11 protein-coding genes and 1 tRNA gene are annotated in these 10,763 nt (G+C 64.3%); 5 read left to right on the top strand and 7 right to left on the bottom strand.

The features are described 5' to 3' along the window. The first annotated feature begins 129 nt into the window (after window positions 1-129). Window positions 130-206 (top strand) — tRNA-Met (locus HP547_RS19710). Window positions 207-368: 162 nt separating this feature from the next. Here HP547_RS19710 and HP547_RS19715 read toward each other — a convergent pair. Continuing rightward, window positions 369-983, bottom strand: a complete 615-nt coding sequence (locus tag HP547_RS19715) for a LysE family translocator (RefSeq protein ID WP_172223613.1) — start codon at window positions 981-983, stop codon at window positions 369-371. Window positions 984-1,210: 227 nt separating this feature from the next. Here HP547_RS19715 and HP547_RS19720 point away from each other — a divergent pair, with 227 nt between their 5' ends. Next, window positions 1,211-2,128: a LysR substrate-binding domain-containing protein gene (locus HP547_RS19720; RefSeq protein WP_172223616.1), complete on the top strand. Its 918-nt coding sequence runs from the start codon at window positions 1,211-1,213 to the stop codon at window positions 2,126-2,128. Here the strand turns inward: HP547_RS19720 and HP547_RS19725 are convergent. The 4 genes from HP547_RS19725 to HP547_RS19740 form a co-directional block, all read right to left on the bottom strand. After that, entirely contained in the window at window positions 2,068-2,652 is a 585-nt protein-coding gene (locus HP547_RS19725; protein ID WP_172223619.1) for a D-Ala-D-Ala carboxypeptidase family metallohydrolase, read from the bottom strand. The genes HP547_RS19720 and HP547_RS19725 overlap by 61 nt on opposite strands. Before the next feature lie 71 nt (window positions 2,653-2,723). Beyond that, entirely contained in the window at window positions 2,724-3,362 is a 639-nt protein-coding gene (gene can, locus HP547_RS19730; protein WP_172223623.1) for a carbonate dehydratase, read from the bottom strand. A gap of 52 nt (window positions 3,363-3,414) precedes the next feature. Continuing rightward, window positions 3,415-3,870 carry a ribosomal protein S18-alanine N-acetyltransferase gene (gene rimI / locus HP547_RS19735; protein ID WP_172223626.1) on the bottom strand — a complete coding sequence of 152 codons (456 nt, stop codon included), beginning with the start codon at window positions 3,868-3,870 and terminating at the stop codon, window positions 3,415-3,417. Beyond that, window positions 3,867-4,652 (bottom strand): energy transducer TonB, encoded by a 786-nt coding sequence (locus tag HP547_RS19740; RefSeq protein ID WP_172287145.1) that lies wholly within the window; start codon window positions 4,650-4,652, stop codon window positions 3,867-3,869. The genes rimI and HP547_RS19740 overlap by 4 nt, the downstream gene beginning before the upstream one ends. Before the next feature lie 285 nt (window positions 4,653-4,937). Here HP547_RS19740 and mksB point away from each other — a divergent pair, with 285 nt between their 5' ends. Genes mksB through mksF form a run of 3 tightly spaced genes read left to right on the top strand, consistent with a single transcriptional unit; the run spans window position 4,938 to window position 9,755 of the window. Next, window positions 4,938-6,227 carry an Mks condensin complex protein MksB gene (gene mksB, locus HP547_RS19745; protein ID WP_172223634.1) on the top strand — a complete coding sequence of 430 codons (1,290 nt, stop codon included), beginning with the start codon at window positions 4,938-4,940 and terminating at the stop codon, window positions 6,225-6,227. Beyond that, entirely contained in the window at window positions 6,217-6,924 is a 708-nt protein-coding gene (gene mksE / locus HP547_RS19750) for an Mks condensin complex protein MksE (protein WP_172223637.1), read from the top strand. The genes mksB and mksE overlap by 11 nt, the downstream gene beginning before the upstream one ends. Further along, window positions 6,921-9,755, top strand: a complete 2,835-nt coding sequence (mksF, locus tag HP547_RS19755) for an Mks condensin complex protein MksF (RefSeq protein WP_172287146.1) — start codon at window positions 6,921-6,923, stop codon at window positions 9,753-9,755. Before mksE ends, mksF begins: the two co-directional genes overlap by 4 nt. Window positions 9,756-9,904: 149 nt before the next feature. On the opposite strand, the gene HP547_RS19760 is transcribed toward mksF, so the two are convergent. Both HP547_RS19760 and HP547_RS19765 read right to left on the bottom strand, forming a co-directional pair. Continuing rightward, the gene (locus HP547_RS19760; protein WP_172233124.1) at window positions 9,905-10,366 is read right to left on the bottom strand and encodes a CreA family protein; all 462 of its coding nucleotides are present in this window, start codon (window positions 10,364-10,366) and stop codon (window positions 9,905-9,907) included. Beyond that, on the bottom strand, window positions 10,363-10,763 hold a 401-nt coding region (locus HP547_RS19765), incomplete at its 5' end, for a PUA domain-containing protein (RefSeq protein WP_372242911.1). The genes HP547_RS19760 and HP547_RS19765, both read right to left, overlap by 4 nt.

Here is a 10,763-nt window from a genome sequence, read left to right on the forward strand (position 1 = left end):
GGGCGTGCTCGGGCACTGGCTGGTAGTGCGCTGAAACCGAACCCGGCCGCTAAGTTTTTGAAAGCGTGCAAATTTTTTTTGAAATGAGTGTTGACAGGGGGGGCGTTCAAGAGAATAATGCGCGCCATCGGCTACATAGCTCAGTTGGTTAGAGCATAGCATTCATAATGCTGGGGTCCGGGGTTCAAGTCCCTGTGTAGCCACCAAACAAGACGAAGGGCTTACCGCAAGGTAAGCCCTTTTTCTTTGCCTGCGATAAAGTATTCAGAACAACGTCCCCTGCTGGCCCAACAAGCATTTCGATCAACGCCCGCTCACGGACCACCCACGGCTGCCGCGCCCAGGCCTGCTCGAATGCAATCGCCCGCTCAGCGAATGCCCGTCACCGCCACTGCCAGCCCAAGCCCGATCAACGCCATACCGATTACTCGGTCCACCAGCACCTGCCGGTCGATCATGGCCGTGCGCAATGCCGTGCTGGAGAAAAACACTGCCACCAGGCTGAACCACAGCCAATGGGCAACGGACATGAATGCGCCATAGGCAAAAGCCAGTGTCAGCGAGCTGCCGGGTTGTACCACCTGAGTGAAGGCACTGATGACGAACAGCATCGTCTTGGGGTTGAGGGCGTTGGTCAGAAAGCCCGTGCGCAAGGCTTGCAGCACGCTGGCCGTGGATGGTCCGCCAGCCTCCAGGCTGATGCGCCGGGTGTTGGTCAGAGATTTGTAGCCGAGATAGACGAGGTAACCCGCCCCCAGCACCCTCATGGTGAGGAACAGCACCGGGTTGTGGCTGATGATCACGGCAATGCCCAGCACTGTGTACAGCACGTGCACCTGCACCCCCAGGGCAATGCCCACGGCTGCGGCCAGCCCGGCCTTGCGGCCCTGTGCATAACTGCTGCGGGTGACCATGGCAAAGTCGGCGCCGGGGCTGATGACGGCGAGGATGGTAAACAGGGCTACGGCGATGAGTTCGGTCATGTTGAAGCTCTCGATAGGCGATGAAAATGCACAGACGAAGTCATTATCGAGAGCTTAAGGTCCGGTAAAAATCGATTTATAGTGGGGCATATCTGATAGTTTTTCTCACAAAGGTGTAGTGCCTGCTCCCGCCTCTTCGCAGCACAAGGCTCCTCCCACATGGCGATACGAAAACCTGTAGGAGCAGCCTCGTGCTGCGAAGAGGCCGGGCCTGCCAAAACAAGCTCATGAAACTGCCGCCCCTCAACACACTCCGCTATTTCGACATCGCCGCCCGGACCGAGAACTTCGTGCGCGCCGCCGAGCAGCTGCATGTCACCCACGGCGCTGTCAGCCGCCAGGTGCGCCTGCTGGAAGAGAGCCTTGGCGTGGAGCTGTTCGAACGGCGCAACCGCGCCCTGTTCCTGACCCCGGCCGGCCGCGCCCTGCAAGGCACCACCCAGGCCATCTTCGAACAGCTCGAAGGGGCCGTGCAGCACCTGCAGCAGCAGGCCCGGGACAACGTGCTGGTACTGTCCTGCGAACCCACCATTGCCATGCGCTGGCTGATCCCGCGACTGCCCCGCTTCCATGCCGCCCACCCCGACCTGCAGTTGCACCTGGTGGCGGCAGGTGGGCCTCTGGACTTCGCCCGCAGCGGTATCGACCTGGCCATACGCCGCGACGACTTCCACTGGGGCAACCAGCTTTACAGCCTGAAAATCTGCGACGAATGGATCGGCCCCGTGGGCCGCCCTCCTGCCCCCCGCCAACTCGAAGGCCAGCGCCTGCTGCACAGCAGCACCCGCCCCGGCGCCTGGGCCAGCTGGCTACGCCTGAGCGGCCAGCAGGCCATGCACACCCAACGCAGTGACTACGAGCACTTCTACCTGTCGATCCAGGCAGCCAGCGCTGGCCTGGGCCTGGCCATGGCCTCAGCGCTGATGGTGCGCGACGAACTCGACAGCGGGCAGTTGCAGGCACCCTTCGGCTTTGTCCGCGACGGCTCGGCCTACCACCTGCTCAGCCCGCATTCCTTGGACGACAACGGTAAACGCCAGCGCTTCGCCGCCTGGGTGCTGGAGGAATGCGCCAGCTGCCTGGCTCATCTGGGCCTGGCGCAGAACGACGAGTCCGCACTGCCATTGCCACCCCAGGTGCGATAGCCGGCGGTATCGAGGTGGATGCGCCCGGAGGGGTAGCGGCCCAGCCCCATGTTCCAGGCCTGGCCATGCTGCTGCCAGAAACGGCACAGCGGGTTGGGGTCGGCCCAGGCCGGCAGCAGGATATCGACGGCGAAGGCGCGGGTGTGGGCGCTGTTGGCCGCCCCGCTGGCGCACACGTTCAGGCGCGGGTCGCGGTAGGCCGATACCACCTCGAACTGACGCAGCAGGCCCTGGGCAGACAAGGTCTGGATCAGCGACAGTGTCGAGCGCACGGCCGGCCAGTTGCTGGCGGGCGGCACGGCGAAGGGGGACGCATGGCACAGCTTCCAGTCCGAGGCCGAGCGCAACAACTGGTGGATAGGTACAACGCCGTAAAGGCGAGCGTCCACCAGCATTTCCCGGAACGGGCGTGTCTGGTGGTCGCCGGCCCACTGGGCAAACATCCACAGGTCGCGTTCGTCGGCGTGGGCGGTTGCGCTCAATGCCAGACTCAATGCCAGCAGCCTCCACTTGGTACGGCTCATATAGGCTCTCCTGGCCAACTTGATCGACGCTGCCATTCAGTTAAGCGGTTTGGGGCTGACAGGCAGAACGACTACTCCAAAGCCCGCAACCGATACTGCGGGGGCAACTGGGCAAAGCCGCTGATGGTGGTATCCAGGCTTTTCCAGCGCCCGTCCTTGATGCCATAGATGCAGCCATGCACCGACAGTTCCTGGCCGCGATGCCAGGCGTTCTGCACAATGCTGGTGTGGGCCACGTTGGCCACCTGCTGGATCACGTTCAGCTCGCACAGGCGGTCGACCCTGGCTTCTTCGCTGTCCAGTTTGGCCAGCTCGCCGCGCTTTTCGTAATACAAGTCGCGGATCGAGCGTAGCCAGCCATCGATCAACCCCAGCTGGCGGTCCTGCATGGCGGCGCGCACGCCACCGCAGCCGTAGTGGCCGGTGACCAGGATATGCCGCACCTTCAGCACCTCCACCGCATACTGGATCACCGACAGGCAGTTGAGGTCAGTGTGCAGCACCACGTTGGCGACGTTGCGGTGAACGAACAGATCGCCCGGCAGCATGCCGACGATTTCATTGGCCGGCACGCGGGCATCGGAGCAGCCGATCCAGAGAAACTCCGGGGTCTGCTGGCGGGCCAGCTTGGCGAAGAAGTCGGGGTCGCGCTGGTTGATCGCGTCGGCCCAGCGGGCGTTGTTGTCGATCAGTTCCTGCAGGTCATGCATGGTCGTTGCCTCATCAGGGTTTGCCTGGGTAACAGCGCCAAGCCCTGCAAGGTCAATCTTCGAGCAGGGTGCAGGCCATTACCAGGGCGTCTTCACGGCCGCCGGCAACCGGATAGTAGTCGCGGCGGCGGCCGATTTCGTTGAAACCGTAGCGTTCATACAAACGGTAGGCGGACTGGTTGCTGGCGCGCACTTCCAAAAAGCATTCGCGGCCATTGAGCTGGTAGGCCCGGGCCATCAGGTGCTCCAGCAGGCGCAGGCCCATGCCGCAGCCCTGGTTTTCCGGCTTGACGGTGATGTTGAGCAAGTGCGCCTCGTCGATGATCACGTTGATCACCCCGTGGCCCACCTGCTGCTCGCCATCGAACATCAGCCAGACCTCGTACGATTTGAGCGCATCCTGAAAGATTCCGCGGGTCCAGGGATGACTGAACGCGGCATATTCGATCTTCAGTACGGCATCCAGATCCGCCTCGGTCATTGGGCGGAAACTGATCGATTCACTCATTCAACGCTCTTCCAGCGCGCCATCAGCTGGCGCATGGCTTTCCAGACGTCCGCCTTGCGCTGCGGCTCGTCCATCAACAGTTCAAGGCCCGGCAACGCCCAGGCATCGCCCAGGCCATCGAGCTTCAGGGTTTGGTAATAGGCTTGGGCGTCTGCATTGGCGGCAAAGCGCAAGGCTGGCAGGCCGACCAGCCACAGCAAGGTGCAGGGGGCATCCTCCAGGCGGGCCTGGACAAAGCCCTGGACGAAATCGCGCGCGGCCTCGGGGCCCTGATCCATATTGCCGCGCACCAGCAGCGGCCAGCGCACCGGCTCGCCGATGATCTGCGGGGCGTCGGGCAGGCCGGCGGCGCGCAGCATGTCCTTGAGCAGCAGGTAGGACGGGTCGCGGCTCTGGAAGGGCTGGCCGGTGGCCAATTCCACCAATAGCAGGCAGCTGCCGGCGCGCAGCAGTTGCAGCGAGAAGCGCGGTGGCGGCACCGGGGCCGGGCGCGGGGCTGCTGGCTGCTCGTCGGCCTCGACGGGCTTGGCGGCAGGCTTGGGCGCGGTGCCCGGGCGCGGGATCTCGATTTTCGGTCGCTCGCCGGAGCGCGCCTGCGGGGTGGCCGGCGCGTCATTGCTGGCCGGCGCGGGCCGCACATCGAAATCAAGGGCCTCGACCGGCGCTATCGGCAACAGCAGCTCGGGCCGCGACGGTGCGGCGAACGGCAGTTCGGCGCGCGGCAGCCAGTGCACCACTTGCATGGCGGACAGGAAGGCGCGGCGACGGGGTTCGGTGAGCAAAGGACGGGTATCCGAGGGGCTAAAACAATTGGCCATTCTAACGCTGTTGGCATTCGAGTGCCGCAACTGGTCGGCGGTTTTTTGTGGCTTGTTCCGGCCCTTTCGCGGGTGAACCCGCTCCCACATGGCCTTGTGCAGTACCTGTGGGAGCGGGTTCACCCGCGAAAGGGCCAGTGAATCCCCTACAAGGTTCAAGGTTATCTCTCATTACAGACCAAGGGGTGAAATCCTCCCCCCCGGATGCAGTACAATCGCCCCCTTTTTCTTGGCAACGAGTCGAAGCCAATGATCGAACCCAAGCGCGTCCTGCGCGCCCTAGCCGAACACTGGGCCCTGATCGAGCCGCTGTGCGAGCGTTTCGACCAGGGCACACTCAGCCTGGTGGAACTGCGCCAGCACGTGGCCCGCCAGCAGCTCGAGAGCACCCCGCAGGACATCACCCAGCTGCTCGACGTGTGGATCCGCCTGGATATCCTGGTCCCGGTGGCCAAGAGCCCGAACCGGTTCGAGCTAAACGCGCAGATCCACGACTTCCTCGCCTACCTGCGCCGCGAACACCGGCTGGGCCTGTGCCTGGAGATCGAAGCCTACCTGCGCCACCTGGAGCGCCTTGCCGGGCACATCCAGGACGCCTTCGACAACCGCGACAGCGACGACCTGGCGCGCCAGCTGCGCCTGCTCGACATGCGCGTGCGCGATGTGCTGAAAAAGCTCGACAACGACGAGCAGGCACTGGTGGCCGTGGCCGAACGGGCCAAGACCAGCAACCGGCAGATTCCGCTGCGCCAGCGCTATGCCGAAGTGCTGGCCACCTGGGACGAGTACGTCGAGCCGATGATCCAGCTGGTCAACGCCGACGGTGCCTTCGAACAGGGCGTGCGCAAGGTCGAGACCGTGCTGCTGAAACTGCTGGGCGAACAGGCGCGCCTGGGCCACCTGGTCGACGACGACATGCTGCTGCGCACCCACGCGCGCATCCTGGAAATGCAGACCAGCGCCCAGCTGACCCTGCGCCATGCCCGCGAACTGCTGCTGCCGCTGCGCGAAGAAGCCCGCCGGCACAACGCCGTAACCCGTGGCGCCGCGCTGGCCCTGTCGGTGATCCGGCGCAAGGGCATCGATGCCGTGCCGCAAGCGGCAATGCCGATGTTCACCCGACCGCAAAGCACCTTCCTCGGTAGCGCCAGCCAGGTCGAAGCCTATGTCTACGCCCTGGCCCGCTTCGAGCCCAAGCCGGCGCGCTTCCCCAAGGCGCACAAGACCCAGTCCGACGCCCTGCCGCGCGCACCGCGTACGGTCAAGGAAATGCTCGAACGCTGCGAACAGGCCCTGCCGCTGCCAGACCTGATGGTCTGGCTGCTGGAACAGGAACCCGAAGGCGCCACCGACGAGCTGCTGTACTGGTTCTCGCGCCTGTCGCGAGAAAAGCGCTTCAGGCGCGAACGCCTCGAGCGGCGCGAGTACACCACCCAGGAACACCTGGTCAGCCTGCGCTCGTTCGCCCTGACCTCCAGCCGCGAAGACGCCACCAGCGCGCCTACCGAACCCACCGCGAGCCCAGCCCATGCATCTTGATCTTTCCGAACTGTCCCAGCTCGCGCCGATCTTCCGCGAGCTGTTCAAAGGTTTCCACGTCAGCCGCCGCGACCCTGAGCTGTACGCCCAGCTGTCGAACTTCCAGGACCAGTACCGCACGTTGTTCAAGGCCCTGGGCTTCGAACTGGTCTGCGACACCCGTGGCTTCTACTACTTCGTGCCGGACATGACCGCCGCGCAGGTCAACAAGACCGCGCAGCGCCTGTCGCTGTTCACCTTCATCCTGGTCGAGCACCTGGCCGACCAGGGCCGCGACCCGATGGCCGTGCTCGACGGCGGCAGCATCGGCCGCGACGAGCTGCCCTCGCTGCTGGACAAGTACCGCGACCTGTTCCTGCAGGCCGAAGTGCAAACGGTCGAAGAGCTGGAAGAAAAGATCCTGCGCCGCATGACCCAGCTCGGCTTCGCCCATGAAGAAGGCGGCATCTACCGCTTCCTGCCGCCGATGCACCGCTTCCTCGACGTGTGCCTGTCGGTGCAGCAGGACCGCGACCTCGCCGCCACCCTGCACAGCGACCTGCCGCTGCCGACCCCGGTGCTGGTCGAGGAACAAAGCGCCGAAGAACTCAACCGCACCGATGACCCGCTCGACCTCACGCCGTTCGAAGGCGACGAAAGTGAAGAGGACGCCCTGGCCCGGGCCATCCGCGAAGAGCAACAGGAGATTGACGCATGAGCCAGGAACGCTACGGCATCCGCCGCTTCGCATTGCTCAACACTGCCGGCTACAGCCTTGGCCTGTTCCCGCTGGAGCACCCGCTGTCGGTATACGGCGCCAACAACCTGGGCAAATCGGCGTCGATCAACGCCCTGCAGTTCCCGATCCTGGCGCGCATGTCAGACATGAGCTTCGGCAAGTACAGCCTCGAGCAGTCGCGCCGCTTCTACTTCGCCAGCGACACCTCGTACATTCTCTGCGAACTGAGCCTGCCCCACGGCCCGCATGTGATCGGCGTGGTCGGGCGCGGTCCGGGCGGCGGTTTCGGCCACCAGTTCTTCGCCTACAAGGGCGAACTGGACCTGGCTCACTACCAGAAGAACGACACCTGCCTGCGCCAGAAAGAGCTGTTCACCAACCTCGAGCGCCTGGGCATCAAGGCCTATGAGCTGAAGCCGGACGAACTGCGCCGACTGCTGGTTGGCGGCCATACTTCGGTGCCGCTGGACCTGACCATGATCCCGCTGCGCTCCACCAGCGAGCAAAGCCTGAAAACCTTCCGCGCACTGTTCATCAACCTGCTGCACATGCGCGAAATCACCGCAGCCAAGCTCAAGCAGCTGTTCCTCGATGCCTTCGAGCACAGCCTGCGTTCGGGCAGCGTCGATTACATCGCCGCCTGCGAAGAGGCCTTCCGTGACGTGCGCCGCATGGAGCAGGACTACAACGCCCTGGTCGCCGCCGGCCCTCTGGTCGAAGCTTTGGCCGGTGGTGTGGCCCAGCGCGATATCCTGCGCGGCAAGCTGCACCGTATCTCGCCGGTGCTCGACACCCTGCTCGGCACCTGGCAGGAATACGCCATGGCGCGCAAGGAGGAGCTGGTCATCCAGTCCGAGCACTACCGTGGCGAGCAGGACCGCCTGCAGAACGACCAGCGCGGCGGCACTCAGGAGCTGATGCGCCTGGAGCGTGAAATCAGCGGCATCCAGCGCTGGCTGGGCGAGCTGTCGGTGCTCAAGCACCGCTTCGCCCTGGTCGATGACGTCAAGGTGCTGGAGCAGCAGCTGCTGGCGGCCAAGGACGCTCACGACGAACTGGCCGGCGCCCTGGCCCAGTCGCGGCAGTTCAGCGCCGAAGACCTGGACGAGCGCGTGCGCGACCTGGAACAACGCCTGAAGCAGGTCAAGCAGCAGCTGGACCACGCCGACAACAACAGCTACGCGCGCCTGCGGGAAGAATTTTCGCAGCAGGATGTCGACCGCCTGATGCGCCTGTTCAACGGCGCGCTGTTCAGCCTGCCGCTGGGCGACCGCGGCATCGAGCTGGAAGACAGCGACCTGTGGGTAAAATCCCTGGAAGCGGTGCTGGACGGCTTCAAGGGCGAGCGTTTCGAGGCCCCAGGCCTTTCCATCGACCTGACCCACATCGACCCACCGGCGCTGCAGGCCCTGGCCGATCGCGCCGCCCTGCGCGACCAGAAAGAGCGCCTGGAAAAAGAGCTGAAGCAGCTCAGGACCCAGCAGGCCGTGGCCGCCGACCGCTCCGCCTCCAAGGCGCAGACCGAAACCCTGTACCAGCAGGTGCTGGATGCGCAGAAGGCGCTGGAAGACTTCCGCCGCAGCGAAACCCTGGCCGCTGAAGAGCCGGAGAAGCTGGAACACCTGTCGCAGCTGGAAGCCGCCCAGGACGAGCTCAAGCGCTCCAGCGACGCATTCACCGAACGCGTCCAGCAACTGTCGGCCAAGCTGCAACTGGTCGGTCGGCAACTCGGCGACCTCGAGTCCAAGCAGCGCACCCTGGAAGACGCCCTGCGCCGTCGTCAGTTGCTGCCGGCCGACCTGCCCTACGGCACGCCGTACATGGAAGCCATCGACGACTCGATGGACAACCTGCTGCCGCTGCTCAACGACTACCAGGACAGCTGGCAGGGCCTGCAGCGCGTCGACAACCAGATCGAGGCGCTGTATGCCCAGGTGCGCCTGAAAGGCGTGGCCAAGTTCGACAGCGAAGACGACATGGAGCGCCGCCTGCAGTTGCTGGTGAACGCCTACGCGCACCGCACCGACGAAGCCCTGACCCTGGCCAAGGCACGCCGCGCGGCAGTCACCGACATCGCCCGTACCCTGCGCAACATCCGCAGCGACTACGACAGCCTCGAGCACCAGCTGGCCCTGTTCAACCGCGAGATCAACAAGCGCCAGGTCTCCAACCTGGAGAGCTTCCGCGTGGTGCTGGCGCCGAACAAGGAAGCGCTCAAGCACATCGACCAGATCATCCACAGTGCCGGGCAGTATGAAGAAGGCGAAACCCTGTCGGTCTTCGACCTGACCCAGAGCGCCGATCAGGACAACAAGAACGAGGAAGCCAAGGAATACCTGGCACGCCTGGTGGCCGCCAACCACAACCAGCTAGGCCTGAAGGACCTGTTCGAGCTGGCGTTCGAGATCACCAAGGTCAACGGTCAGCCGATCATCCACGCCGACATCGACGGTGCGGCGTCCAACGGCACCACCATGACCATCAAGGCGCTGACCAACATGTATTTGTTGCTGCACCTGATGGACCGCGACCTGGCCGGGCGCATCCGCCTGCCGTACTACCTGGACGAAGCGGCGGACATCGACGAACGCAACCAGGCGGCACTGCTGGAGACCAGCCTGCAACTGGGCTTTGTGCCGATTCTGGCGAGCGTGAAACCGCAGGTGTCGGCGCATGTGGCCATCGACCTGGAAGGCGGCAGCGGGCCGAATGGCATCTATATCGACGAAGCGGACTGGAAGTTCATCAGCCGGCTCGATGAGGTGAAGCCGGTTGTGCGTGAGGATCATCAGGCCGAGGAACTGGCCTGATATCGGTGTACTGGGGCCGCTTTGCGGCCCTATCGCCGGCAAGCCAGCTCCCACAGGTAATGCACAAGTTTCAAGATCTGCGCAGTACTTGTGGGAGCTGGCTTGCCGGCGAATGGAGGCCAAAGGCCTCCCGGCAATCTACCTGGCTATCAATGAGCCCAAGGCAGGATCGGAATCGCAGTCACCGCATTCTGCGGGCTGCCTTCGACAATGCGGTCGCTGTACACCAGGTACACCAGGGTATTGCGCTTCTTGTCGAGGAACCTCACCACCTGCATGGTCTTGAACACCAGCGAGGTGCGTTCCTTGAACACCTCATCGCCATCCTTGAGCTCACCCTTGAAGCTGATCGGCCCGACCTGGCGACAGGCAATCGACGCCTCCGCACGGTCCTCGGCCAGCCCCAGGCCACCCTTCACCCCGCCGGTCTTGGCCCGCGACAGGTAGCAGGTCACACCCTCGACCTTGGGGTCGTCGAACGCTTCGACCACAATCCGGTCGTTCGGCCCGAGGAACTTGAACACAGTGGACACCTGGCCGATTTCCTCAGCCCCGGCCACTACTGGCAGCGCGAACAACGCCAGGGCAAGCGCCCTCTTCAGCAGCTTCATACCAGCACCAGATTGTCGCGGTGTACCAGCTCAGGCTCGGCGCTATAGCCGAGGATCGACTCGATGGTAGCGGACGACTGACCAATGATCTTCTGCGCCTCCAGGGCGCTGTAGTTGGCCAGCCCGCGAGCCACTTCAATACCGTCCGGGCCAACGCACACCACCATCTCGCCACGGCGGAAGCTGCCCTGCACGGTTTTCACACCCACCGGCAACAAGCTCTTGTTGGCCTCACGCAGCGCCTGCACGGCACCGGCATCCAGCACCAGCGTGCCGCGGGTTTGCAGGTGACCGGCCAGCCACTGCTTGCGTGCAGCCAGCATGCCGCGCTCGGGCGACAGCAGGGTCCCCAGGCGCTCGCCGGCCTTGAGGCGGTCCAGCACGCGCTCGATGCGGC

The organism is Pseudomonas sp. CM27, from assembly GCF_013179515.1.
Classification (GTDB): Bacteria; Pseudomonadota; Gammaproteobacteria; order Pseudomonadales; family Pseudomonadaceae; genus Aquipseudomonas.

What these genes read in the sequence shown, in the direction of transcription:
- can (WP_172223623.1), bottom strand. Translation starts at nt 3,362, where the DNA reads ATGCATGACCTGCAGGAACTGATCGACAACAACGCCCGCTGGGCCGAC.
- mksE (WP_172223637.1), top strand. Translation starts at nt 6,217, where the DNA reads ATGCATCTTGATCTTTCCGAACTGTCCCAGCTCGCGCCGATCTTCCGC.
- HP547_RS19715 (WP_172223613.1), bottom strand. Translation starts at nt 983, where the DNA reads ATGACCGAACTCATCGCCGTAGCCCTGTTTACCATCCTCGCCGTCATC.
- mksB (WP_172223634.1), top strand. Translation starts at nt 4,938, where the DNA reads ATGATCGAACCCAAGCGCGTCCTGCGCGCCCTAGCCGAACACTGGGCC.
- HP547_RS19760 (WP_172233124.1), bottom strand. Translation starts at nt 10,366, where the DNA reads ATGAAGCTGCTGAAGAGGGCGCTTGCCCTGGCGTTGTTCGCGCTGCCA.
- HP547_RS19720 (WP_172223616.1), top strand. Translation starts at nt 1,211, where the DNA reads ATGAAACTGCCGCCCCTCAACACACTCCGCTATTTCGACATCGCCGCC.
- HP547_RS19725 (WP_172223619.1), bottom strand. Translation starts at nt 2,652, where the DNA reads ATGAGCCGTACCAAGTGGAGGCTGCTGGCATTGAGTCTGGCATTGAGC.
- mksF (WP_172287146.1), top strand. Translation starts at nt 6,921, where the DNA reads ATGAGCCAGGAACGCTACGGCATCCGCCGCTTCGCATTGCTCAACACT.
- rimI (WP_172223626.1), bottom strand. Translation starts at nt 3,870, where the DNA reads ATGAGTGAATCGATCAGTTTCCGCCCAATGACCGAGGCGGATCTGGAT.